A 25,145-nucleotide genomic window follows, 5' to 3' on the forward strand; every position below is an offset into this window, starting at 1 on the left:
TTACTCCGCCGGAACACCGTGGCCGACGCGGAAAAGGCTCCGCTCTTGGGCCCGTTTTTCGGGGCGGTGACGCGTCAGCGCGAGAATGAATCCGGCCGTCACGCAGATCGCGATCATGGACGAGCCGCCGTAGGAGATCAGCGGCAAGGTCATGCCCTTGGCAGGCATAAGCTCCAGGTTGACGCCGATATTGATCATCGATTGCATGCCGATCTGCAACACCAGGCCCGCGACCGCGAAGCGGTTGAAGTCATCGCGCTCCTTGAAGGCGTGATTGAGGCCGCGAAGCACGATGAAGGCGAAAATCGCCACCAGCGCCATGCAGAAGACGATACCGAACTCCTCCGCGGCCACGGAGAATATGAAGTCCGTATGGCTGTCCGGCAGGATGCGCTTGACGACGCCTTCGCCCGGTCCCTGCCCGAACCAGTCTCCCCGGATGATGGCGTCGCGCGCCGTCTCCACCTGGAAGCGATCGCCTTCGCCGGTCAGGAACTTGTCGAAACGGGAGGTCACGTGCGGCAGCATGTAGTAAGCCGCGAGAAGACCGCCGGCCCCGAAGCCGCCGAGCACCACGATCCAAAGCCAGGGCATGCCGGCCATGAAGAACATGCCTCCCCAGACCACGCTCGTCAGAATGGTCTGGCCGAGGTCCGGCTGGGCGACCAGCAGGGCAGCGACGATGCCGAAGAGGATGATGGCGAAGAGATTGCCGGGAATTTCCGGTTGCCGCGCATGCTCGGCGAAAAGCCAGGCGCAGACCACCACGAAAGCGGGTTTCATGAATTCCGATGGCTGAATGGAAAAGCTGCCGATCGAGATCCAGCGCCGCGATCCCTTGACCTCGACGCCGAAGAACAGCGCCAGCACCATCATGCTGATGGAGACGATCAGCAGGATGATCGCCGCTCGCCGCACCTGCCGGGGCGACATGAAGGAAAGGCCGATCATCACCACCAGCGACGGTATCACAAAAACGGCATGCCGCTCGACGAAGTGGAAGCTATCGAGGCCGAGCCTTTCGGCAACCGGCGGAGAGGCCGCGAAGGAAAGCATGAAGCCGAGCCCCATGAGCAGCACGAAGGCGGCGAGAAAGAAACGGTCGATCGTCCAGAACCAGTCTGCGAGCGGCCCACGGTCTGCGCGGCTTACCATCTGTCAGTTCCCCTTTCCCGTCTCGATCAGCATCGTGACACCGTCCAGGCCTGCGACATGCTTGACGAAGGCATCGCCACGCACTTCGAAATTCTTGTACTGATCGAAGCTCGCGCAGGCCGGCGACAACATGACGGCAGAAGCCTCGCCGTTACTCTCCGCATCCGCGGCCGCATGAGCAACGGCGCGTTCAAGCGTACCGGATATCTCGTAAGAAACCGTTTCGCCGAGCGTTGCTGCAAAGGCCGGCGCAGCCTCCCCGATCAGATAAGCCTTGACGATACGTGGAAAGAGTGGAGCGAGGCTTGCGATCCCGCCCTCCTTCGGCAACCCACCGGCAATCCAGTAGATGCGGTCATAGCTGGAAAGTGCCGGGGCTGCAGCATCGGCATTGGTGGCCTTGGAATCGTTGACGAAGACGACATGGCCGCGCCGACCGACAGGTTGCATGCGGTGCTTCAATCCGGGGAAGGATTTCAGTCCAGCGCGAATGTCCTCCGCGGAGACGCCGACGGCAAGGCAGGCTGCGATCGCCGCAGCGGCATTCTGAGCATTATGGCCGCCCTTGAGGGTCTGGATGCCATCGAGATCGATGAAAAGCGAAGACGTTCCGCCATGCGCCTCGATGATCCGGCTGCCTTCCGCATAGAGCCCTTCGGCGGTCACGTTGCGTTTCGAAATCCGCCGGACCGGCACGCCGGCACGCTCGATGCGGTCGGCGATCAGCGCCGAGTAGCTGTCATCCACCCCGATGACGGCCGTCGCGCTGCCTGCAACCAGCCGCTCCTTGATGTCCGCGTAATGCTGCATGGTTCCATGGCGGTCGAGATGGTCGGGCGTCAGGTTGAGCAGGATGCCGGCGGTGGGATTCAGCGTCGGCGCAAGATCGATCTGATAAGAGGAGCACTCGACCACGAAATAGCGCTCCGCCTTCGGCGGATCGAGGGTCAGGATGGCGGTGCCGATATTGCCGCCGAGCTGCGTGTCTCGCCCGCTCGATTTCAGGATATGGGCGATCAGGGCAGTGGTCGTGGATTTCCCATTCGTGCCGGTGATCGCGATGAACGGGCAATAGGGCGCATGCGCCCGGCGCTCGCGCACGAAAAGCTCCACGTCGCCGATGATTTCGACGCCCGCGGCGCGCGCCAGGTCGACACTCCAATGCGGCTTGGGATGAGTGAGTGGCACGCCGGGAGAGAGCACGAAGGCGGCCATGGCCGGCCAGTCGATGGTGCGAAGATCCGCGGTCCCGATCCCCTCGCCCGCCGCCTTGGCGACGCTGTCCGGATTGTCGTCCCAGGCGACCACTACGGCTCCGCCTGCAACCAGCGCCTTGGCAGTGGCAAGGCCGGAACCGCCGAGCCCGAAGAGAGCGACTTTCCTGTCCTTGAATGTCGTGACCGGGATCATCGCTCTTACCGCAGCTTGAGCGTCGAAAGGCCGAGCATGGCGAGCCCGACGGCGATGATCCAGAAGCGGATCACCACCTGGCTTTCCGTCCATCCCAGTTTTTCGAAGTGGTGGTGGATCGGCGCCATCAGGAACACCCGCCGCCCGGTCATCTTGAAGAAACCGACCTGGATGATGACCGAGAGCGTCTCTATCACGAAGAGGCCGCCGATGATCGCCATGACGATCTCATGCTTGGTTGCGACCGCAACCGAACCGATGAGGCCGCCGAGCGCCAGCGAGCCGGTGTCTCCCATGAAGATCGCGGCCGGCGGCGCGTTGAACCAGAGGAAACCGAGCCCCGCGCCGATCACCGCACCGAGGATCACGGCGAGCTCTCCCGTGCCGGGCACGAAATTGATCTGCAGATAGTTTGCGAAGACGGCGTTGCCCGAAAGATAAGCGATGACGCCGAATGAGGCGGCAGCGATCATCACCGGCACGATGGCGAGGCCGTCCAGCCCGTCCGTGAGATTGACCGCATTACCGGCCGCTACGATGACGAACCCGCCGAACAACATGAAAAAGATGCCGAGATCGATCAGGAAGTCCTTGAAGAAGGGAAAGGCGATCGACGAGCCGAGGGTCGGATTGGCGGATTGCCCGGTGGCAAGCGCCACGCGCATCATGAAGAAGACCGCGATCGCGGCGATCACGAACTCGATGCCGAGACGAGCCTTGCCGGAAAACCCCTTGTCGCTCTGCTTGGTGACCTTGAGATAGTCGTCATAAAAGCCGATGGCCCCGAAACCGAGGGTCACCAGCAGCGTCGCGACGACGTAGACGTTGGAAAGATCAGACCACAGCAGCGCCCCGCCGACGATGCCGGTCAGGATCATCAGGCCGCCCATGGTCGGCGTGCCGGCTTTCTTGAAATGGGTCTGCGGACCATCCGCCCGAATCGGCTGACCTTTTCCCTGGCGAATGCGAAGGGAGGCGATCATCCGGGGGCCAAAGAGGAAAACGATGAGGGCCGAGGTAAAAAGGGCGCCACCGGTGCGGAAGGTGATGTAGCGAAAGAGATTGAAGAATTGAAAGCTATCCGCCAGTTGCACAAGCCAGATCAGCATGAAGGCCCTTTCTCGAAGCCGTTTTAATGTTGGCGCTCCGTGTCGGAAAATGCCGGATAGTTGTCAAGCAGCGCCGCAACGATCTTGCCGAAACCGAGACCGAGCGACGATTTGACCATCACCACGTCTCCGGGAATGACCGAACGGACGATAAAATCCACAAGCTCCGCCGTGGTCGGGCGGTATTCCACATGAACGCTCTCGGGAAGCGCGTCTTTGAGCGCAGCCATTTCCGCGCCGGCGAGCCAGACATGCTCGATACCGGCAGCGAGCAGCGGCCCCGCCAGATCCTCGTGGACGCGGGCGGAATGTTCACCCATCTCCAGCATATCGCCGAGTACCGCGATTCTCCGGCCGGTAAGCTCCGGCTCGGTTGCCGCAAGCAGGGCTATGGCCGCCCGCATGGATGCGGGGTTCGCATTGTAACTTTCGTCGATCAGCGTCAGATGTCCTTCGCCGATACCCAGGCGATGCCGCTCTCCCCGGCCCTTGACCGGCCTCAGTTGCTCGAGCGCTTCCGCGGCCTTCGCCATGTCGGCGCCGACCAGCATGGCCGCACCGAGCGCCGCCATCGCATTTTCGGCGATATGACGACCGGGAGCTCCGATATGGACCTCCATGGTGTCGCCGGAAATCGTGGCCCAGACGGTCGAGCTTTCGGCATTCCCGTCGAAATCCGCCAGCCGGAAATCGGCCTTGGCATGCTGGCCGAAAGTATAGATGCGCGCGATCCCCGCCTCCTGGGCGGCCTTTTCCAAGAAGCCGAATTGCTTGTTGTCACGGTTGAGGACGGCCGCCCCGCCCGCTTCGATACCTTCGAAGATCTCGGCCTTGGCGGCAGCAATCTCCTCCAGGTTATTGAAATGGCCGAGATGGGCGGCGGCGATGGTCGTGACGATCGCCACGTGAGGACGCACCATCTTCACCAAGGGGCGGATTTCATCCGGGTGATTCATGCCGATCTCGAAGACGCCGTAGTCGGTGTCCGCGGGCATGCGGGCGAGCGTCAAAGGCACGCCCCAGTGATTGTTGAAGGATGCGACCGCCGCATGCACCTTGCCGGACGGAGCAAGCACATGGCGCAGCATCTCCTTGGTCGTCGTCTTACCGACCGAGCCCGTGATCGCCACGATATGCGCGCGGCTGCGCTCCCTTGCCGCGATCGCCAGTTTGCCGAGCGCCGCGAGCACGTCCTCCACGACAATCATCGGCACGATGATGCGGCCAAGCGCCGGCAGTTTGCCTTCGCTGACGACGATCAGGGATGCGCCGTTTGCCACCGCGATGCTTGCGAAATCATGGCCGTCGACCCGATCGCCCTTGATGGCAAAAAACGCCTCACCCGCGCCGATCGATCGGCTGTCTATCGAAATTCCGGTGATTCCGGCAGGCAACGAGCCAACCGGACGGCCATCCATGATGGCCGCCATCTCCTCAGAGGTCCACAACCAGCTCATGGTTTCAGCTCCTCCAGTGCCTTGCGTACTTCGACATGATCCGAAAACGGCAGGACTGTGCTGCCGATCGTCTGGCCCTCCTCATGGCCCTTGCCGGCCACGATCAGCGTGTCGCCCGAATGCAGCATGCCTATGGCGTGGCGGATCGCTTCCGCCCGGTCGCCGATCTCGATGGCACCGGGCGCGGCCGCCATGATCTCCGACCGGATGACCTCAGGAACCTCGGAACGCGGATTGTCGTCGGTGACGATGACGACATCGGCCAGCCGGGTCGCCACCTCGCCCATGATCGGCCGCTTTCCCTTGTCGCGGTCTCCACCGCAGCCGAAGACCACGATCACACGGCCCGTGGTGAACGGCCGAACGGAGGCCAGCACATTTTCCAGGGCATCCGGCTTATGGGCATAATCGACATAGGCAAGCGCCCCGTCTGCGGTATGTCCGACCAGCTCGAGCCGCCCGGAAGCGCCCTGCAGTTTCTCGAGCGCGGCAAAAGCGACCGAGGCCGGAACCCCGGTGGAGATCGCAAGTCCTGCCGCCACCAGGGCGTTCGCAACCTGGAAATCGCCGGCAAGCGGGATATCCACCTCGAAGATATCGTCGCCGAGGTGCACTTCCGCCATCTGTTTGTGTCGGAAATGCTCGACCCGCTTCAGGCTGAGATAATCTCCTTTGCGGCCGACCGTGCGCACATCCAAGCCGGCAGCCCTGGCCACCCGGACCGCCTCGTCCGACCAGGCATCGTCCGACCAGGCATCGTCGGCGAAGATGACCGCCGGCGCGCCTTTCGGCAGCAGCGTATCGAACAGGCGCATCTTCGCCGCCATGTAGCTTTCGACCGTCGGATGGTAATCCATGTGGTCGCGGCCGAGATTGGTGAACGCACCCGCAGAAAGACGCACACCGTCGAGACGGCTCTGGTCGAGACCGTGGCTGGATGCCTCCATCGCCGCGTGGGTGACGCCCTCGGACGCCAGTTCGGCAAGAAGCGCCTGGAGCTCGATGGGATCGGGTGTCGTCAGCGAGCCATAAATGTTGCGGAGCGGGGAAATGACGCCGGTGGTGCCGATCTGGGCGGCGGCAAGACCGGCATGCGCCCATATCTGGCGCGTGAAGGAAGCAACGGATGTCTTGCCGGCCGTGCCGGTCACCGCCACCATGGTCTTCGGCTGCGCACCGTAGAAGCGCGCGGCGGCAAGCGCCAGAAGCCTACGGGGATTGGCAACGGAAAGCACCGGAATGCCGATATCGCTGGCATGGGCGGAAAGCACTACCGCAGCACCACGTGCTGCCGCATCGCCGATATAGGACGCGCCGTCCGCCTTGCTGCCGGCCAGCGCGGCAAACAGCATGCCCGGTTTGATCTTGCGACTATCCGAGGAAAGACCGGTGATGTCGATATCGCCGACCGGCCCCGAAAGCGAACCGGCTATTTCGGGGAAATCCTGTCCGGCAAGGTCTCGCAATTTCATCGGCTGCACTTCCATTTTCCCAGCGGAGAAACCGCTCACCCGCGAATCGTCCGCTAACTTTGTTATCTCCTAATAAGACACAAGCAGGGCAGAACCGTCATCGCCGAATTTGGGCTTTACACCGAGAATAGCACCCGAACGGCTGATGATGTCGTGCGCCATCGGAGCCGCGGAGGTACCGGCAAGTGCCGCGCCGTTGCCCTTGTCGGTCTTCGGTTCGTCGATGAAGGTCAGCACGACATATTGCGGATTGTCGATCGGAAAGGCGGCAAGGAAGGCGTTGAAGTTCTTGTCGTGGACATAGCGGCCATTGACGACCTTGTCCGCCGTGCCGGTCTTTCCACCGACGTTGAAGCCTTCGACGCGAGCGTTCCTGCCCGACCCCTTGATGCCGTTCCAATGAAACAGATAGCGCATCCCATCACTGGTGGATGGCTTGAGTACCTGAGTGGCGACGAGATCGGCCTGCTCGCGCGTGCGCGGCAGGAAGGTCGGCTCGACCAGCTTGCCGCCATTGACCAGGGCCGCACCGGCAACCGCCGTCTGCAGAGGCGTAGTCGAAACCCCGTGGCCGAAGGAGATCGTAATGGAGTTGATCTTCTTCCAGGTTCGCGGCTGGCTCGGCTGGGCCACTTCCGGCAACTCGGTCTGCATCTTGCTGAGCAGGCCGATCTTGGTCAAGAATTCCTTGTGCCCCTCGATGCCGACGACGTCCGCCATTTTCGCGGTGCCGATGTTGGAGGAGTACTGAAAGACTTCCGGAACGGTCAGGAACCGGCCCTTGCCGTGGAAATCCTTGATGGTGAAGCCGCCGATGCGGATCGGATATCGCGCATCGAAGCTGTCGTTCATGTTCACCTTGCCGGAATCGAGCGCCATGGCGATCGTGAACGCCTTGAAGGTGGACCCCATTTCGAACGTGCCGTTCGACATGCGGTTCAACCATCCCTCCTCCGCGCCCGCGGCCGGGTTGTTGGGGTCGTAATCCGGCGCGGACGCCATGGCGAGGACCTCGCCGGTATGAACGTCGAGCACGACCGCACCGGCGCCAATCGCCTTGAACTTGTCGATCGAGGACATGATGACTTCGCGCACGATCGCCTGGACGCGCAGGTCGATCGAAAGCTTCACCGGCTCCAGCGGCTGGTCCGAGGTCATGCCGACGGCTGCAAGGTCGGCAAGCCCCTGGCTGTCGACGTAACGCTCCATGCCCGCCACGCCGCGGTTATCGATGTTGACGTGCCCAACCACATGCGCCGCGGTCGCTCCGCCCGGATAGAAGCGCCGCTTTTCCGGCCGGAAGCCGATACCGGGAATGCCGAGCGCGAGAATCTGGCTCTGCTGCTTCGGCGTGAGCTGACGGCGCAGCCATTGGAAGCGCGAATTGCTCCTGAGTTTGGAGTAGATGGATTTGGCGTCCAGATCCGGCAGGACCGTGGAAAGCTTTTCGATCACCTCGTCCGCATCGACGATCTTGTGCGGCTCGGCAAACAGCGAGACCGTGCGGATATCGGTGGCCAGTACCTCACCGTTGCGGTCGAGGAGATCCGGACGCGAGGCCATCAGCCGGTCTGCGGGCAGGATGCTCGACGTCGTTTCAGGTTCGGTGAGGCCGTACTGCACCAAGCGGCCGCCGATGATGCAATAGAAGGCGGCAAACCCTAGGATCATGAGGCCGACGCGGTTCTTCGCTTGGGCAGCCTTCCGCTTGCGTGTTCCCTCGAAGGAAGAACCGGTTTCGGCCGGACGCCGTCCGCGTCCACCGGCGGAAAAATGCGCCCGGCTCTTCAAGACCATGATGCGGGAGAGGAAAGACATCAGCGATTCACCGATCCGGTTGAGATGATATCGACGGGGAAGCCACCGCGCGGCAACGGCACCGGTATGCGCGGCTGGGGAGCGGATTTGGCGGCGGCGTCAACGCCCTTGATGGCTGCCGCCACTTCGCCGCCGGCGCTGGCGATCAGGTCTTCGATCGTGGTTTCAGGCTGCGGAAGCTGCGATCGCGGCATGGGCAGTTCCGCAGGCATGGCCAGTTGCGTCGGCTGGGTGGGCACGAGCTGCAATTCGGAACCATAGACATTGACGAGGCGATGCAGCCGATTGGGCTGGGTCAGCAATGCCCAATCCGCTTTCAGGAGATCGATAGTGTCCTTTTCCAGCCTGATTTCGGTCTCCAGCCGGCGAACCTCCGCCAGCTTCTCGTCGGCGCGGTGCTTGATCGTATAGGTGACCACGGCTGCCGCCGTCATGACACCGATAAGAACGAGATCGAAGCTTCTGAGCATGGTTCAGGCCCCCATCTTTGCAAGGCTGGCGAGGTCGGGAAGATCGAAGATGGAAAAATCGGCAGCACGGGCCGCAGCCGCGGTGCGGATGCCGGCGCGCAGCTTTGCTGAGCGGGCGCGCGGATTGATCTCCGCCTCCGCTTCGCTGGCCGCAACCGGAGACTTGCCGACCGGTTCGAAGATCGCGGGCTTTTCCTCGACCATGGGCATGTGCCGGGACCCGGAGGCGCGGCCGGAGCGATCGGCGAAGAACTTCTTGACGATCCGGTCTTCCAGCGAATGGAAGGTAACGACCACGAGACGCCCGCCCGGCTTCAGCGCCTGCTCGGCGGCGAACAGCGCCTCGGCGAGTTCGCCAAGCTCATCGTTGACGAAGATGCGCAGCGCCTGAAACACCCGCGTCGCGGGATGAATCTTGTCCTTGGCCTTGCGCGGATTGACGCTCTCGATGAGGTTGGCGAGATCCCGGGTGGTCGCAAACGGCTCGCTTGCCCGGCGCTTCTCGATAGCGCGGGCAATACGGCCGGCCTGCCGCTCCTCGCCCAGAAAGCCGAAGATGCGGGTCAGGTCGCCGGACTTGGCGCGATTGACCACGTCCGCCGCAGATACGCCTGACGCCGACATACGCATGTCGAGCGGGCCGTTCCTCTGGAATGAGAAACCGCGCTCCGCTTCGTCGATCTGCATGGAGGAAACGCCGATATCGAGCACCACTCCATCAAGCCCGCCATCCGGCGCGAAGCTTGCAAGTTCGGAGAACTGCGAATGATGAAGGGATAACCGTCCGCCATGGGCGGCAATCATGGACTGCCCCGCCGAGATCGCCGTGGGATCGCGATCGAGCGCGATCACCTCTGCTCCGGCGGCGAGAATGGCCGCGGTATAACCGCCGGCGCCGAAAGTGCCATCGAGGATGATCTTGCCCGGCGCAGGCTCCAGCGCCTCCAGAACTTCTTTCAAGAGAACCGGAATGTGGCGAACCGGTCCGCCATCGGCATCGGTTGTTCCGCCGCCTGGATTCGCCGCCATTCCGCTCCCCTGTATTACGCGGGAGGCAGACCGAAGCGCCCCTCCCTTGCCGCCGCCTGCGCGTCCAAGAACGCCTGCGGCCGCCATAGCTGAAAATGATCCGAGCGCCCGACGAAGGTAATCTCCGAAGTGATTCCCGTGAAGTCCCGGATGAAATCCGTGACCATCAACCGGCCTTCCGCATCGAGCCTCATGAAGACGCCGCCGCCATGCACGAGCAGCGACATCCGGTTCGCTTCCGGCGAAAACGGATCGAAAGCCGCGATCTGCCGTTCGTAGCGATCGAGCAGATCCGGACCTCCGACGCTGATCGCCGGATAGACGAAATCCTGGAGACAGTAGAGCTCCTGGATTTCGCGCGCCACCAGCACGGAACGAAAGCTCGCGGGCACGGAGACCCGTCCCTTGGCATCGATCCTGTTGGTCGCATTCGACAAGAAGCGGTTCATAACGCCCGACGTCCGCCCCTACCCTTCCGACGGCGAACAAGCGCCCGTCAGTACACATTGAACCAGACGGAGCCCCACCCTCCGAGCAGGCATGCGCCCACCCGGCCGAAAAGCCGGAACTCCTTGATTTCCGGGCGCTCAAGCGCCCCTGTTCAGTACACTTTTGGGATAACATGGGACCATATGGGCGTCAATGGGAAGCAGCCCGGCAAGCGGGCCGCAACGGTATTTATTTATGAGCTGTTAAGTTTAACAAAGGATTAGCGAGGGCTTCCAAGAAGCCACCTCATCAGGCCTTTTCAACCCACCTGAAAAGCCCCGAAAATATCCTGAAATCCCCACGAAACAGGCCACTCCAAATCGGCTCAGCGCCCGGAGGACGCCAAGCTTCGGGCCCTTTCGAGCCGGATGTCTCATAAAGGATTAGAAGAGCCAGTCGGCCTGTAAGCCGGGTTCTGTATGGCTCCGATGCAAGCACCGGAACGTGGCAGCCATTCATCTGGGACGATGCTTGCACACCGCCTCACGCAACCCACCCGGATGACTGGCCCAGAAACCGGCTGTAGACGCGCTTTCGCACGTCCCTCGTCATCCCTATTCGGTCTTGCTCCCGGTGGGGTTTACCGTGCCGCCTCTGTTGCCAGAGGCGCGGTGGGCTCTTACCCCACCCTTTCACCCTTACCCCGCCATTTCGGCCGCTCGACGAGCGGTGGAAAAAGCGGGGCGGTCTGCTTTCTGTGGCACTTTCCCTAGGGTCGCCCCCGCCGGATGTTATCCGGCACCGTGTTTCCGTGGAGCCCGGACTTTCCTCACCTCACCGCCTTTCGGCATTGGTGAAGCGCGGCTGCCCGGCCGACTGGCAAGCGGTACATAATGGAGATGCGCCCGGATTGCCACCACAATTGCCTCGAATTTCAGAGGAAATCAGCTTTGAAATCCGTTTGATAAGCTTCGTCCTCGATCCTGCCGCGGAAAATCAGCTCGGCACCCAGCCGGCCGATCTCGTCGGAACTCTTGGCGGCGGTACCGCATCCCCCGCTCAGGACGCCGATGCGATCGGACTTCGTCATGGAGATCGCCGGATAGTTAGTCGGCGTGAACGAGGTCACGCAGGCGGCCATCGAGGTGCGGGAAAGGTCGAGCTTCGGCATCAGCCGGCCCATGATTTCGGTCAGGTGCCGGTGGGTGCTCGCCCGCCCGCCGGAACGAAACCAGGCCCGCACCTCCGGCTCAGTCGAAAGCAGAAGGTCGTCCGGATCGCCGCCGATCTTCAGATAGATCCTGCCATCCGGATAGCGCACCGGCGGCAGCAGATAGATGCCGTCCTCGCCCTCGTGCCATTTCCAGATGAGCGACGGCGTCCCGCCCCAGAACTCCATCGCGGCCTCGTCCACCTCATAGAAGGCGACCGTGCGCGCATAAACCTTCAGATCAAGACGCGCGCCCAAGAGATTCTCATTGATGGAGAATCCGCCGGCGGCGACCAGCACCTTCTCCGCCGAATAGACAGCGCCCTCGACGGTCGTGACGACTACTCGGCCCGCCTCCTGGCGAACGGAGGAAACAGTCTCGGAAATGATCGCCGTCCCCTGCCGTCCCGCAAGCAGGGCCTGCGCCTTCACCAGCCGGCGCGGATTGATGTGGCCGGCGTTCCGCGCTTCCCAGACGCCTTCGCTTTCCGCGGGAAAGGAGAAATAGGGAAATCGCCGCGCGAGATCGGCATCACCGAGCATCTCGGTCGAAACGCCAAGACCATTTGCGGCGTCGAGCACCTTTCCGACATAGGAAGGTGCTGCGGTTCGCTTCGGGCCGACGACCAGGCAGCCGGCCTCGGAATAGAAATTCACGCCGCTTTCGCGCGCGATCTCGTCATAGCGGGCGATAGAGCGGTTGGCGAGCAGCGCCCAGACGGGATCGGGATCGATCGTCCGGGTGATGCGAGCCTCGTCGTAATGGCTGGCGAAGACGCCCTGATGCGTCTTGTAGTCGGCCGGCTCGCCCGGACCGATCAGGGCGACGCCGTCGGTCCATTGCGACAGGTGCCGCGCTGCGGCCGCTCCCATCATTCCCCGCCCGATGACGATGTATTTGTAGTCGGTCGCCATTTCCCAATCCCACCTCATCGAAACGCCGGCGCAAGCCGGCTGCCGAAATCGCTTTCCGGAATCTCACCGTCCCGTAGGAGAACGGCACCCAATCGCCCCAACTCATCGGAGGATTTCGCGGCGACGAAATTGCCGCCCGTCAGCACCGCAATGCGCCGCGACTGCGTATAACCGATATAGGGATGGCTGGATGGCGTGAAGCTTGCGACGCAAGGAGCCGAGGTGACCGGGCGACCGGCAAGCGCCGGCATCAGCTTTTCCGCGATTGCCGCGAGCTTCTCCCGTTCGACGGAATCGCCCTCCGAGTGGAACCAGGAAACGATGTCCTCGAGCCGCTCGAAGCTCCGGGATTCCGTATCCCCGCCGAGCTTGAGATAGGTCCTTCCATCCGGATAGCCCACGGGAGGAAGGATGTAGACGTGATCCTCGTCCGTTTCGCCGAAGACGATCGTCGACGGCATGCTGCCGAAAATCGCCGCCTCCCGATCGCCAAGCTCGTAGAAAACGACGGTGCGCGGCGCGACGCGCATATCGACCGGGCGCGGCAGCAAACCATTGAAATTGGTGAAGGCGCCGGCCGCGACCAGCACTTTCTCCGCCGTATGGATTTCATCCCCGCAGATCACCTCGACATGCGATCCCGCGTCACGCACCGAGGTCACGGTCGCATCGATGAGGGTCGCCCCATTGCCGGCGGCAAGCTTGGCCTGAGCCTTGATCAGGGCGCGCGGATTGATGTGCCCTGCCCTGCGATGCTCATAGAAGCCTGCAAGGTGCGGGGCGAAGGAAAATTGCGGAAAGCGCGACTGGAGATCGGATGGCGCGATCTCCTCGACCTCGAGGCCGAGCGTATCGCTGACGTCGAGAGCACGCCGCAGGTAATCCGTGGGGCGTTTCGGCTCCGGGCCGGCGAAGAGACATCCCGCTTCGGTATAAAAGCGAATGCCGCTCTCCTCTTCGATTGCGGCATATCGATCGAGCGAGCGGGCCGCAAACGTTCCCCAGGCGAGGTCGCCATCAAACGTGCGGGTGATGCGAGCCTCGTCGTAATGGCTCGCGAAGACCCCGTCATGACCCAGGCGGTCTTCTGGTTCCGGCGGACCGATGAGAGCCGCGCCATCGGTCCATTGCGACAGGTGCCGCGCGGCGGCCGCTCCCATCATTCCCCGCCCGATGATGATATATTTGAACCGCGCCGCCATGCCTGTCCTCTTCGGCGGAAAACCGCTTTCCGCCGAAGTACTTCTATCCGTTTCCGGAATCAAAATGCCAGAGACAAAGAGGCGCAGCTACGTTTCGGAAATCCGTCAGGACGCGAGAAACGCCTGAACTTTCCCGCAATAGCGCTTGGAAACCGGGTTCATGCGCTTGGCGCCGTGGCCGGCATTATATTTCAGGATGGTGCCGCAGATCTTTCCGCCGCCGAGCTCATGGGCGGCAGCCAGATATTTCATCCCGAACTTGATATTGGTCTCGGGATCGTAAAGCCCCGTCGCCGAGCCGCCATAGCCCATCATGCGCGCGGTGGCCGGCTTGATCTGCATGAGACCGATCTCTCCCGCGCTGCCGCGGGCCTTCGGATTGAAGTTGCTTTCGATCCGCACCACAGCGTGGGCGAGACCGACAGGAACCCCGTATGTCTTGGCGTATTTGGAGATCAGGCTGGAATAGGGATGAACAGAAAAGCGGCCTGGAGAAGGATAGCCTGCGGTACGTGTCTGGGTTTGCAGCGTTACGGTTTTCCTCTTCGCGGCGCCCTCCCCGGCAAACGAAGCTCCGGGAGCGGACACAAGCATTCCAATGCTTGCCGCGACGGCAATAATCACTCTTTTCATTCTTGAAGAATTCTCCGGACCGCAAAGGGACGCAGCAGCCATCGCGCTGCGCCGAGAAGCGCAACGTCAGATTGACGGCATGTCTGCTGGGAACGTCCCCGCCTGTTGACATTTACGGGCGACGACCCCGTCGATCGCCACCGTTTGATGCCCAGTTTTTAAAGGGTTCATTAAGGAAATCATGTGGCACTGCGAAACTTTTTCGCCGCGCCTATGGAACCTGGCCTTCCAGCGGGGCGTCAGCCAGGGTTGTATTTCGACAGCGAAGACAGGAGCCGGTGCAGCGTGTCTATCGTGGAAATATCGGCGATTCCATCGACGCGCGCCGGGCGGAAATGCCGCTGAAACGCCTCCACGGCGCCCTTTGTCCTGTCGCAGAATTCCCCTGTAACATCAACGTCGTAGCCATAAAGCGACAGCATGGACTGCAGTGCCTCGACCGGTTGCCCGCTTTCGCCACGTTGAAAGAAGCGGCCTCCGCCCACCGGCGCCGGCTCGACCCAGTGACCGACCCCCTGCCGATGCAGTTCATCCCAGGGGAAATTTTCCCCCGGATCGACCTTGCGAATGGGCGCGACATCGGAGTGCGCAAGCACCCTTTCCGGCGCTATGGACCACCGATCGACACAGTTCCGACACAATTCGACGACCGCCGCGATCTGGGCTTCCGGGAAAGCCGGAAGGCCTCCCGGATGCCCGGCATTGGCGATTTCGATGCCGATGGACCGGGAATTGACGTCCGTTTCCCCCGCCCAGAAGCTTTTGCCCGCATGCCAGGCGCGGCGCGCTTCGGGCACGAGCTGCAGCACCTGCCCGTCCTGATGGACGAAATAGTGACAGGAAACCTGGCTACGCTCGTTGCATAGCCAGGAGAGCGCCTGATCGTCGTCCGGCATTCCGGTATAATGCAGGACAAGTATATCCGGCCCGCAGCCATTCACGCGTTCACCGTGGTTCGGCGACGGCATTGCCGACGCGCCTTCATAGTCAACGGTGAAGGAGGTCATGCAGCGCGGCGCTCTTTCGCGATCGCGGCATAGGCGGCGTTGAGGGCAGCCATACGCTCGTTGGCGGCGGCATGCAGCGCCACCGGAACGCCACGGGCAATCAGCCGGTCGGGATGATGCTCCGAGACCAGCAGCCGATAGCGCTTGCGGATTTCCGTGAAATCGTCATCCGGGGAAACGCCGAGGACAAGATAGGGATCCCGACCGTCCATATGCACATGACGAGCCATGATCCGGCGGAAATGCATTTCGTCTATGCGGAATATCTCCGCGATGCGGCCAAGGAAGACCAGTTCCTTCTCATGCACCAGTCCATCCGCCTTGGCGATATGGAACAGACCGTCCACGACATTCTCCAGCATCGGGCAGTTTTCCGAGGCTCCCGAACCGCAGAGATTGGCGAGCTTGTTGGCATAGGCTTCATAGCCGGCGACGTCCTGCCGGGCGAGATTGTAGAGGCGGGCGACATTGCGCGCCTCCTCGTCGGGGAAGTCGAATATCTGCTGAAACGCCCTGACCTCAGCCTCGGTCACGATGCCGTCCGCCTTTGCCATCTTGGCGGAGAGCGCGATGATGGCAACCGAGAACGACACCTGCCGGCGCGTTTCCGGATCGCCTTCGAAAAGGGTCCGGATGGCCTCCACGACCCGACCGAGCACGCTGCCCGCGGCGTCGCCGATGGCGCCGAGAAGCCGTTCCCAGAGGGAGGAGATATGCAGGCAGGTGAAATCGAAAAACATTCCCCTAAATGACCAGATTAGCAGGGTAATTGCAAGGAGTCCGACGTACCGCGGAAGATTAAACTATGTTCATGTTTTCCGAACAATCCGCCAGCCAAGCCGCTTGCGCAGTTGCCTCTCAACTGTCGAGAATGCTCGGCGTTCCCCCCTTCGCCCGTGGCGGATCGACGCCGGCGATGGTGATTGTGCTTTTCCACAGCCACGCCTCACGAGAGGGTCTGAATTGAAACGATTATATTCGCCTTGAGACCTGACCGGTGCCGGAAATGCCCGTTTTTCTTGAGAAATTCACTTTACAGGAGCCTGTTCCCTGTCGCATCCATTCCCATCCCGATCGAATGAGTGAAGCTTCATAAGGAGGAAAACGATGGCGAAACAGAAAGTGGCAATGCTGACCGCGGGTGGCCTCGCACCTTGCCTTTCCTCTGCCGTAGGTGGTCTCATCGGGCGCTATACGGATGTCGCGCCGGAACTCGATATCATCGCCTATCGCTCCGGCTATCAGGGCGTGTTGCTCGGAGACCGGATCGATATCACGCCCGACATGCGGGAGAAGGCGTACCTTCTGCATCGCTACGGTGGTTCCCCCATCGGCAACAGCCGCGTGAAGCTCACCAACACCGCCGACTGCGTGAAGCGCGGCCTGGTGAAGGAGGGCGAGAACCCATTGAGAGTGGCGGCCGAGAGGCTTGCCGCCGATGGCGTCACCATCCTTCATACGATCGGCGGGGACGACACCAACACCACCGCCGCCGATCTGGCGGCCTATCTCGGCGCCAACGGCTACAATCTCACGGTCGTCGGTCTTCCGAAGACGGTCGACAACGATGTCGTGCCGATCCGTCAGTCGCTCGGCGCCTGGACGGCGGCGGAAATCGGAGCGCATTTCTTCGACAACGTCTCCAACGAACAGAGCGCTGCCCCTCGCACACTTGTGATCCATGAAGTGATGGGTCGGCACTGCGGATGGCTGACCGCGGCGACTGCTCGTGCCTATATTCAGAAGACGAAAGGCAACGAGTATGTCGAAGGCTTCATGATGAATACGGCTCTGAAGAACATCGACGGCGTCTATTTGCCGGAGACGGCCTTCGATCTGGAAGGCGAAGCCGAGCGCCTCAAGGCGATCATGGACCAGCGCGGCTTCGTAACCCTGTTCGTTTCCGAAGGCGCCGGCCTCGACGCCATCGTCGCCGAGCGGGAAGCAGCCGGTGAGACGGTCAAGCGCGATGCCTTCGGGCACGTGAAGATCGACACCATCAATGTCGGGAACTGGTTCCAGAAGCAGTTTGCCAGCCTTATCGGCGCCGAACGCTCCATGGTCCAGAAATCCGGCTACTTCGCCCGCTCCGCGCCGGCCAATTCCGACGACCTGCGTCTCATCCAGAGCATGGTCGATCTTGCGGTGGAAAGTGCCCTGAACAAGGTCTCCGGCGTTACCGGACACGACGAGGACCAGAACGGAAAGCTCCGCACCATCGAATTCCCGCGAATCAAGGGTGGAAAACATTTCGATCTATCGGCAAAATGGTTTGCAGAAATGATGGACTTCGTCGGCCAGCCTTTCCAGGCGGCCTGAGGCAAGGCGGGTGATCGGGCCGGGTCCGACGCCCTGGAGGAAAAGGAATGACGGCTGAAACCTGGTTCGCTTTTGTCGCGACCTCCATACTTCTCGCCGCGCTTCCGAGTCCCCTCGCCTGTCTTACCGCCGGCTATGCTCTACAGCGTAGCCGGGCAACGGCCATCGCGACGATACCGGGCGTCAGCCTCGGCCTGACAACCGCCTTCCTGATCGCGACGGTGCCGCTCGGCCTGCTCGCCATCGTCCTGCCGCGCGTCATGGACGTATTGTCATGGGTCGGCGCCGCCTACCTGATGCTTTACGTGCTCTGGTCGTTTCAGGATCCGAAAATCGTCGGACCGATCGCGGACAACGACAATCTTCCGGAAAAGCGCCTCGCCCGGGTATTCGCCTGTCTCTTCGGCAAGAGCGTATTCGGACCGCGCTACATCATCCTGTTCTCGGTTTTTCTTCCACAGTTTCTCGATCCTTCACAGCCCGTCATTCCCCAGGTTCTGCAAATGCAGGCCGCCTTTCTCGCCTGCGCCGCGCTCGGAGCGACCATTCACGTGCTGTTTCCGCGTCGGACGCTGAACCGCATGCGTCGCCCTGCCCGCTTCACTCCCGCCTCTCGCAAGCTGCGGACGCAATTCATCTCCAGGCGCGCGGTCAGCGCCGGTTATCGTCGGATCGCCGCGTGAACGGCACCGTCTTGCCCGGCAATGCCCAATAGGTTAATGAAAACATTCGTTCGGAGGCGTGTTGGGCGGGCGGGACAACCAATTTCATGAAAGCGACCCCATGGCGATAAACCGGTTCTTCGGCCGCAAGGCGGCGGTGGCCTTTGCCGTATCGACGACGCTTGCGGGTTGCTCCAGCGTCGAGCCTGCAAAGGAAACGAAGCTTTCGGCGGCCGAGACTGCGGCCCCGGCCCAGGGCTCCGATCAGCCCTCGGCCCAGTCAGCGGAAACCGCCGGCAAGCCGCCGGAAGGACCGCAGAGCGCGGTACTCGCCAAGACCGGCCGCCTTCAAATCGCAGTCCCATCGAACGAAACCGTAGCCATTGCCCAGGCCGCCGCCATGGCCTCGCCTGAAATGGCGCCGCAAGTCGCCTTTGCCGCCGATCCGGTCCCGCCCACAGCCCCTGCGGCTGCCGCGCCTCTGCAGACCGCGGCGCTCACCCCGACAACCTCAACCAAAACCGCACGGATTACCCAAGCCGTGGCCAATGGAGAAATATCGCCGGCCGCAGCTCAGGCGGTTGCCCCAGACGAAGAAGAACTGACGCCGGACATGGCCGTCCTGCAGAGCGCCATCCCGACGCCGCGGCCCGACACGACGACGCTCGCCTATGCCGCCGGCCCGAAGGCGGTGGCAGCGATATCCGCTCTCGAATCCGCCAAGGATTTCCCGCCCGCACCGGGCGACCCGTTGCCGACAACGGCCTCCGATAGCCCGCCGGAGCTTGCCAAGCTCATCAGGCGCTATGCCGGCATATACGGCGTTCCCGAATCGCTGATCCATCGCGTCGTTCATCGCGAAAGCCGCTACGATCCCAAGGCCTATCACAAGAACGGTTACTGGGGCCTCATGCAGATCAGCTATCCGACCGCAAAATCCATGGGCTATCAAGGCCCGCCGCAAGGCCTGCTGGATGCCGAGACCAATCTGAAATACGCGGTCAAATACTTGCGCGGCGCCTGGCTCGTTGCCGACAACAGCAACGACAACGCCATCCGCCTCTATGCCCGGGGCTATTATTACGATGCGAAGCGTCGCGGCATGCTGCACGTTCTGGAGAAATAGGGGCGGCGGCCCGGTCAGGGCAGCGCCTTGGCCACTTCGGCGATCAGCCGGTCCGGATCGTAGCCGTTCCAGCTCGGTGTGAGGCCGAGCCGGATGACCGCCAGATCGAGCGAGGGGATGATTGCGATCGTCTGTCCGTCATGCCCTTGCAGGAAGAACGTATCGGCCGGGACGCCTTCGTCGTCGCTGTCGGCAAGCCAGGTCTGCATCCTCGAGTAATGTTCGGTCGTGCCGTTCGGCTGCCGCATCATCGCGACGAAACCTTCCGGCAGCAGCCTTTCCCCGTTCCAGACGCCGTCGCGAAGCAGCAGCAGCGCAAAACGCGCCCAATCGCGGGCCGTCGCATACATGTAGGAACTGCCGACGAACGTGCCCGCGGCATCGGGCTCCATGATTGCGCTCGTCATACCGAGGGGACCGAACAGCGCCTCGCGCGGATAGCTAAGCGCAGTCCTCTCGTCGCCGATCTTCGCAATCCATATCCTGGAAAGCATTACCGACGTGCCCGAGGAATACTTGAAGCGCGTTCCCGGTGGCGCTTCAAGTATCGCATCGGCGGCAAAATTCGCCATGTCCGATTCCAGGTAAAGCATACGGGTCACATCGGCGACGGTGCCGTAATTCTCGTTGAAGGCCAGGCCGCTTTCCATGGCGAGCATATCTGCGAGACGGATCCCGCTGCGCTCGTCGCCTTGCCATTTCGGAAAGAGGTTTCTTTCTTCCAGCGACAATCGCCCGTCGCGGATAAGCGTCCCGATAATGGCGGCATTGATGCTTTTCGTGATGGACCAGCCGAGCAGCGGCGTATCGCTCGAAAAGCCGGCGCCATAGGTCTCTCCCACGATCCGCCCGCCCTTGACCACTACGACGGCACGCATTCCCGGACCGGTGAGAGCTGAATCTGAAAGAACCCTTGCAACCGCCTGATTCGATTCCATTCCGCCGCCTTCCGGCCAGGGAAGATTGGCATCGGCGACAGGCGGCGGCTCCGGATTCACAGCGACCTCCGCCGGGTTGACGGTCCCATCAGGCGTCACGGTGCAACCCAGCCCCTCCCGATAGACCGCGTCATTGCCGGCGATGAAGCCGAGCAGCGCCGCATGAACGCGCTGTTCCTCCCGATCCACCGAAACCCGCATCAGTTTCAGGAGCGGATGACCGGGCGCCTGGACATCGACGGCCAGCACCTCGTCCTCATTTCTGCCGGCAAGAAAGACATTAGAACAGACGATCTTCGCGGAATAGCCGCTGCCAACCCTGAGCAGGGTCGGCGGGACGAAGTAGAGCCAGGAAAGAAGGCCTATGATGCAGATGAGAACGATACCCAAACCAATCTTCAGCAGCCGGGCCACGATCCGCATTCTCGTCCTCCTTCGGTGGAGCCGCATGCAAGCAGGAAACCTGCGCGGAAGAAAGTGGCTTTCGCCGACTTCCGAGGAAAGGGGCAGCCTTCACACAGGCTTCGTCATCAATCTGTAGCAGAGGGGGGTTACACGCGGCGAAACTCACGGCGAGGCGAGATTCGACGATGGCCGAAATTGCACAGGAAGCTGGTTTTCTGAAAAACCAGAAGCTGAGACAGGCTCTTCTGCAGCACAAAGCCCTCTCGGCGAAAGGTTTTTCGGAACGCCTTTTCGGCCTGCTGTTCTCGGGACTGGTTTACCCGCAGATCTGGGAAGACCCGGAAGTCGACATGACGGCCATGGAGCTCGCGGAAGAGCACAGGATCGTCACCATCGCCTCGGGCGGCTGCAACATGCTCGCCTATCTCTCCCGCGGACCGCAGAAGATCGATGTGGTCGATCTCAATCCCCATCATGTAGCCCTGAACCGACTGAAGCTCGCCGCTTTCCGGCACATGCCCGCTCATTCCGATGTCGTCCGTTTCCTCGCAGAGGAAGGCGGCGGCACCAACAGCAAAGACTACGATGCCTTCATCGCCCCCCATCTCGATGCGGCCACCCGCGCCTATTGGGAGAAGCGTACGATTTCCGGCCGCAGGGTGGAGGTGTTCGATCGCAGCATCTACCGGACCGGTCTGCTCGGCCGCTTCATCGGCGCCGGCCACCTGATCGCCCGGCTGCACGGCATCGACCTGACCGAGATGGCCAAGGCCCGCTCGCTGCGCGAACAGCGCCAGTTTTTCGACGACCGCGTCGCCCCGCTTTTCGACAAGCCGCTCATCCGCTGGATAACAAGCCGCAAGAGCTCGCTTTTCGGCCTCGGTATTCCGCCACAGCAATATGACGAGCTGGCAAGCCTCGCGGGAGACGGATCGATCGCGCCGGTGCTGCGTCAGAGGCTCGAAAAGCTCGCCTGCCATTTTCCGCTGCGAGAGAACTACTTCGCCTGGCAGGCCTTCGCCCGCCGCTATCCCACGGACGAGGAAGGTGTGTTGCCGACCTACCTGCAGGCGGGCAACTACGAGGCGATCCGTAAGAACGTCGATCGGGTCGCGGTCCATCATGCAAGCTTCACCGAACTGCTGGCAGGCAAGTCCGCGGCCTCGGTCGATCGCTACGTGCTGCTCGATGCCCAGGATTGGATGACGGACCCGCAGCTGAACGACCTCTGGTCAGAAATCCCCCGCACCGCCGCACCCGGCGCCCGCGTGATCTTCCGCACCGCCGCCGAAAAGAGCGTCATCGAGGGCCGCGTTTCCGAAACGGTTCGCAATCATTGGACCTATCTCGAAGACCGCTCCAACGAACTGAACCTGCAGGACCGTTCCGCCATCTATGGCGGCTTTCACATCTATGCGAGGAACGGCTGATGACGGTGGATATGGCGGGCGATCCCCTCTCCGGCAATCATGCCGAGCGCATGGACCGGATGTATCGCTACCAGCGGCATATCTACGATCTCACCCGCAAATACTACCTCTTCGGCCGCGACCGGGCGATCGCCGGCCTCCGGATGCCGGCTGGAGGAACGCTTCTCGAAGTCGGCTGCGGCACCGGCAGGAACCTCTTGCTTGCCCATCGGCTCTATCCGGCGGCGACGCTCTACGGCCTCGATATCTCCTCCGAGATGCTGGAAAGCGCCCGTGCCAATTTCCGCCACAAGACGGAGAAGCCTACCTTCCGCGTGGCCGACGCGACCGCATTCGGGCCGGAAGAATTCGGCGTGGCGGGCTTCGATCGCATTCTGATCTCCTATGCCCTCTCGATGATCCCGGATTGGGAAAAGGCCGTGGACGCGGCACTTGCCGCACTCGGACCGAACGGTTCGCTGCATATCGTCGACTTCGGTCAGCAGGAACATCTGCCGGGCTGGTTCGGCCGCTTGCTGAGGGCCTGGCTTACCCGTTTCCACGTCACGCCTCGTCCCAATCTGCACGACGTGCTGGAAAGCAGGCTCGCCGCCGCCAATGCCGACATGATCTTCGAGGAAATCGGCCGCGGCTACGCCTGGCATGCCGTCATTCGACGGCGCGGTTGAAATTCTGCGCGCCTGCTACTTGCCCTAACCGATTTTTTACGGCGATATGGTGAATGAGGAGTTCACTCCTTCCCGTCCCCTCAGTGGGACAAGGGGGATTTGGGAACGGGCAAACGCGGGACACACATGCCTCGACTTCTTTTCGCAATCCTTGCGACAGCGACCCTGCTGGCAGGCTGCAGCGCCACGGATTACGACCTGATGGAAACCGCCTCGGTCGCAACGCCCCGTTTCCACGACAACGACCCGCAGGATTTCGGCTACAATCACCCGCATCGCCATGAAGTCCATGGCATCGACGTCTCCAAGTGGAACGGCGACATCGACTGGCGAAGTGTGAAGAAATCCGGCGTTTCCTTCGCCTTCATCAAGGCGACCGAAGGCGCCGACAGGATCGACCCGGCCTTCGAGAGCAATTGGCGTAACGCCGCCGCCGCGGGCGTTCCACACGCGCCCTATCACTTCTATTATTTCTGCTCGACCGCCGATGCCCAGGCCGACTGGTTCATCCGCAGCATCCCGAAGTCCTCCATGCATCTTCCGCCGGTGCTGGACGTCGAATGGAACCCGAGTTCTCCGACCTGCAAATACAGGCCGCCTGCGGCTGTCGTTCGCGCCGAGATGAAGAAGTTCATGGATCGTCTCGAGGCCCATTACGGCAAACGGCCGATCATCTACACATCGGTCGATTTCCATCGCGACAATCTGATCGGCCATTTCGACAACTATCATTTCTGGGTTCGCTCGGTCGCGGCCCACCCCAAGGATATCTACGAGGCCCGCCGCTGGGCTTTCTGGCAATATACCTCCACGGGCATCGTACCGGGCATCAAGGGCCAGACGGATATCAACGTCTTTTCCGGAACGGCGAAGAACTGGAATCAGTGGGTCGCCTCGGCTGGCAAATGACGATGGAATTACGTGAGCGGTTGCGATAAAGAGTGCGCCTTCTCGCCCGATCTCCCATGTTTCGTCACAAATTTCGAGGAAATCAGGCGATCACCTGAACCCTGCTAGGAAAACTTCGAATGTCCCTCGCCTTCGCTCGCCGTCTCGGCCTTGCATCCATCCTTGTCGGCTGCCTTTCTTCCACCGCGCTCGCTCAACAGGCGCCCGCCTGCGGCGGTGATCTCGGCGTCTTCCTGGAAGGCGTGAAGGCGGAGGCAATCGCCAAGGGTATTCCCGCGGAAGCTGCCGACAAAGCGCTTGCCGGAGCGCAGATCGACGAGAAGGTTCTTTCGCGTGACCGGGCCCAGGGCGTGTTCCGACAGACCTTCCTTGAGTTCTCCCAGCGCACCGTCAGTCAGGCCAGGCTCGACATCGGCCGCCAAAAACTGAAGCAGTATGCGGACGTCTTCGCACGGGCCGAGCGCGAATTCGGCGTGGCGCCGGGCGTCATTACCGCCTTCTGGGCCATGGAGACGGATTTCGGAGCCGTGCAGGGCGATTTCAACACGCGCAACGCCCTCGTGACGCTTGCCCATGACTGCCGCCGGCCGGAACTCTTCCGCCCGCAGTTGATCGCGCTGACCGAAATGGTGCAGCACGGCGATCTCGACCCCGCTACCAATACCGGCGCCTGGGCCGGCGAGATCGGCCAGGTACAGATGCTGCCGAAGGATATCATCGCCTATGGCGTCGACGGCGACGGTGACGGTCATATCAACGTCAAGCAGAGCGCGCCGGACGCGATCCTGACGGCAGCGAAATTCATCCAGAGCCTCGGCTTCCGTCGCGGCGAACCCTGGGTCCAGGAAGTCTCCCTGCCGGAAAACCTGCCCTGGGAGAAGTCTGGCCTCGGAAACGAAGTTCCCGCGAGCGAATGGTTCGCGCTGGGCGTAACTCCGCGGGACGGCAACACCTCCCTCGGCAACCTGCCCGCCGCCCTCATCCTGCCGCAGGGCCGCAAGGGGCCAGCCTTCCTTACATATCCGAATTTCGCCATCTATCTCGAATGGAACCAGTCGTTCATCTATACGACCTCGGCCGCCTATTTCGCGACCCGGCTTTCCGGCGCGCCGCCCTACCTGAAGGGCACGCCGGACCAGGGCCTTGACGACAGCGGCATGAAGGCGCTGCAGGCGAAGCTGCAGGGCCGTGGCCACGATGTCGGCAAGGTCGACGGCATTCTCGGCTCCGGCACCCGCACGGCCGTGCAGAAGGAACAGGCGCGGCTCGGCATGCCCGCCGATGGCTGGCCGACCGCCACGCTGCTGGGAGCCCTGTAAGCTCCCCGATACTTTGGCCGGCAAACCACCCGGCTCCGCAGGATTCGGGTGGC

The 25,145-nt window shown here is 62.1% G+C and carries 22 protein-coding genes and 1 other RNA gene; 7 read left to right on the top strand and 16 right to left on the bottom strand.

What is annotated here, in order from left to right:
* The 15 genes from ftsW to YH62_RS15895 form a co-directional block, all read right to left on the bottom strand.
* The gene (ftsW, locus tag YH62_RS15830) at positions 1-1,155 is read right to left on the bottom strand and encodes a putative lipid II flippase FtsW (RefSeq protein WP_046795220.1); all 1,155 of its coding nucleotides are present in this window, start codon (positions 1,153-1,155) and stop codon (positions 1-3) included.
* A gap of 3 nt (positions 1,156-1,158) precedes the next feature.
* Positions 1,159-2,565: a UDP-N-acetylmuramoyl-L-alanine--D-glutamate ligase gene (gene murD, locus YH62_RS15835; protein ID WP_046795221.1), complete on the bottom strand. Its 1,407-nt coding sequence runs from the start codon at positions 2,563-2,565 to the stop codon at positions 1,159-1,161.
* Positions 2,566-2,570: 5 nt separating this feature from the next.
* Positions 2,571-3,674: a phospho-N-acetylmuramoyl-pentapeptide-transferase gene (gene mraY / locus YH62_RS15840; RefSeq protein ID WP_046795222.1), complete on the bottom strand. Its 1,104-nt coding sequence runs from the start codon at positions 3,672-3,674 to the stop codon at positions 2,571-2,573.
* Positions 3,675-3,697: 23 nt separating this feature from the next.
* Positions 3,698-5,131 carry a UDP-N-acetylmuramoylalanyl-D-glutamyl-2,6-diaminopimelate--D-alanyl-D-alanine ligase gene (locus YH62_RS15845; protein ID WP_046795223.1) on the bottom strand — a complete coding sequence of 478 codons (1,434 nt, stop codon included), beginning with the start codon at positions 5,129-5,131 and terminating at the stop codon, positions 3,698-3,700.
* Positions 5,128-6,603, bottom strand: coding sequence for a UDP-N-acetylmuramoyl-L-alanyl-D-glutamate--2,6-diaminopimelate ligase (locus tag YH62_RS15850; protein ID WP_046795224.1), 1,476 nt, complete (start codon positions 6,601-6,603; stop codon positions 5,128-5,130). Before YH62_RS15850 ends, YH62_RS15845 begins: the two co-directional genes overlap by 4 nt.
* A 69-nt stretch (positions 6,604-6,672) precedes the next feature.
* Complete coding sequence (locus YH62_RS15855) at positions 6,673-8,421, bottom strand: penicillin-binding protein 2 (RefSeq protein WP_046795225.1); 1,749 nt, start codon at positions 8,419-8,421, stop codon at positions 6,673-6,675.
* Positions 8,421-8,891 carry a hypothetical protein gene (locus YH62_RS15860; RefSeq protein ID WP_046795226.1) on the bottom strand — a complete coding sequence of 157 codons (471 nt, stop codon included), beginning with the start codon at positions 8,889-8,891 and terminating at the stop codon, positions 8,421-8,423. Before YH62_RS15860 ends, YH62_RS15855 begins: the two co-directional genes overlap by 1 nt.
* A 3-nt stretch (positions 8,892-8,894) precedes the next feature.
* Positions 8,895-9,920, bottom strand: coding sequence for a 16S rRNA (cytosine(1402)-N(4))-methyltransferase RsmH (gene rsmH, locus YH62_RS15865; RefSeq protein ID WP_046795227.1), 1,026 nt, complete (start codon positions 9,918-9,920; stop codon positions 8,895-8,897).
* Positions 9,921-9,934: 14 nt separating this feature from the next.
* On the bottom strand, positions 9,935-10,369 hold the full coding sequence (gene mraZ, locus YH62_RS15870) for a division/cell wall cluster transcriptional repressor MraZ (RefSeq protein ID WP_046795228.1): 435 nt from the start codon (positions 10,367-10,369) through the stop codon (positions 9,935-9,937).
* Positions 10,370-10,797: 428 nt separating this feature from the next.
* An RNA gene (gene rnpB, locus YH62_RS29135) (RNase P RNA component class A) lies at positions 10,798-11,229 on the bottom strand.
* Positions 11,230-11,283: 54 nt separating this feature from the next.
* Complete coding sequence (locus YH62_RS15875) at positions 11,284-12,474, bottom strand: FAD-dependent oxidoreductase (RefSeq protein ID WP_046795541.1); 1,191 nt, start codon at positions 12,472-12,474, stop codon at positions 11,284-11,286.
* A gap of 14 nt (positions 12,475-12,488) precedes the next feature.
* On the bottom strand, positions 12,489-13,676 hold the full coding sequence (locus tag YH62_RS15880) for an FAD-dependent oxidoreductase (RefSeq protein WP_046795229.1): 1,188 nt from the start codon (positions 13,674-13,676) through the stop codon (positions 12,489-12,491).
* A 105-nt stretch (positions 13,677-13,781) separates the two neighbouring features.
* Positions 13,782-14,309: a transglycosylase SLT domain-containing protein gene (locus YH62_RS15885; RefSeq protein ID WP_046795230.1), complete on the bottom strand. Its 528-nt coding sequence runs from the start codon at positions 14,307-14,309 to the stop codon at positions 13,782-13,784.
* 239 nt (positions 14,310-14,548) lie between these two features.
* A complete protein-coding gene (locus YH62_RS15890; RefSeq protein WP_046795231.1) occupies positions 14,549-15,316 on the bottom strand; it encodes an N-acetylmuramoyl-L-alanine amidase in 768 nt (255 codons plus the stop codon).
* On the bottom strand, positions 15,313-16,056 hold the full coding sequence (locus YH62_RS15895; protein WP_046795232.1) for a DnaJ family molecular chaperone: 744 nt from the start codon (positions 16,054-16,056) through the stop codon (positions 15,313-15,315). Before YH62_RS15895 ends, YH62_RS15890 begins: the two co-directional genes overlap by 4 nt.
* 367 nt (positions 16,057-16,423) lie before the next feature.
* Here YH62_RS15895 and YH62_RS15900 point away from each other — a divergent pair, with 367 nt between their 5' ends.
* From YH62_RS15900 to YH62_RS15910, 3 genes are all read left to right on the top strand, one after another.
* Complete coding sequence (locus YH62_RS15900; protein ID WP_046795233.1) at positions 16,424-17,635, top strand: pyrophosphate--fructose-6-phosphate 1-phosphotransferase; 1,212 nt, start codon at positions 16,424-16,426, stop codon at positions 17,633-17,635.
* Between the two features lie 47 nt (positions 17,636-17,682).
* The gene (locus YH62_RS15905) at positions 17,683-18,318 is read left to right on the top strand and encodes a LysE family translocator (RefSeq protein WP_046795234.1); all 636 of its coding nucleotides are present in this window, start codon (positions 17,683-17,685) and stop codon (positions 18,316-18,318) included.
* Between the two features lie 100 nt (positions 18,319-18,418).
* Positions 18,419-19,423, top strand: coding sequence for a lytic transglycosylase domain-containing protein (locus tag YH62_RS15910; RefSeq protein WP_046795235.1), 1,005 nt, complete (start codon positions 18,419-18,421; stop codon positions 19,421-19,423).
* Positions 19,424-19,437: 14 nt separating this feature from the next.
* On the opposite strand, the gene YH62_RS15915 is transcribed toward YH62_RS15910, so the two are convergent.
* Positions 19,438-20,784: a serine hydrolase gene (locus YH62_RS15915; protein WP_046795236.1), complete on the bottom strand. Its 1,347-nt coding sequence runs from the start codon at positions 20,782-20,784 to the stop codon at positions 19,438-19,440.
* 167 nt (positions 20,785-20,951) lie between these two features.
* Here YH62_RS15915 and YH62_RS15920 point away from each other — a divergent pair, with 167 nt between their 5' ends.
* From YH62_RS15920 to YH62_RS15935, 4 genes are all read left to right on the top strand, one after another.
* The gene (locus YH62_RS15920; protein ID WP_046795237.1) at positions 20,952-22,196 is read left to right on the top strand and encodes a DUF3419 family protein; all 1,245 of its coding nucleotides are present in this window, start codon (positions 20,952-20,954) and stop codon (positions 22,194-22,196) included.
* On the top strand, positions 22,196-22,864 hold the full coding sequence (locus YH62_RS15925; RefSeq protein ID WP_046795238.1) for a class I SAM-dependent methyltransferase: 669 nt from the start codon (positions 22,196-22,198) through the stop codon (positions 22,862-22,864). Before YH62_RS15920 ends, YH62_RS15925 begins: the two co-directional genes overlap by 1 nt.
* Positions 22,865-22,990: 126 nt before the next feature.
* The gene (locus tag YH62_RS15930; protein WP_046795239.1) at positions 22,991-23,773 is read left to right on the top strand and encodes a GH25 family lysozyme; all 783 of its coding nucleotides are present in this window, start codon (positions 22,991-22,993) and stop codon (positions 23,771-23,773) included.
* Positions 23,774-23,892: 119 nt separating this feature from the next.
* On the top strand, positions 23,893-25,092 hold the full coding sequence (locus YH62_RS15935; protein WP_046795240.1) for a lytic murein transglycosylase: 1,200 nt from the start codon (positions 23,893-23,895) through the stop codon (positions 25,090-25,092).
* Positions 25,093-25,145: the final 53 nt, after the last annotated feature.

The sequence above is a fragment of the Rhizobium sp. LC145 genome, assembly GCF_001005825.1.
Taxonomy (GTDB): domain Bacteria; phylum Pseudomonadota; class Alphaproteobacteria; order Rhizobiales; family Rhizobiaceae; genus Neorhizobium.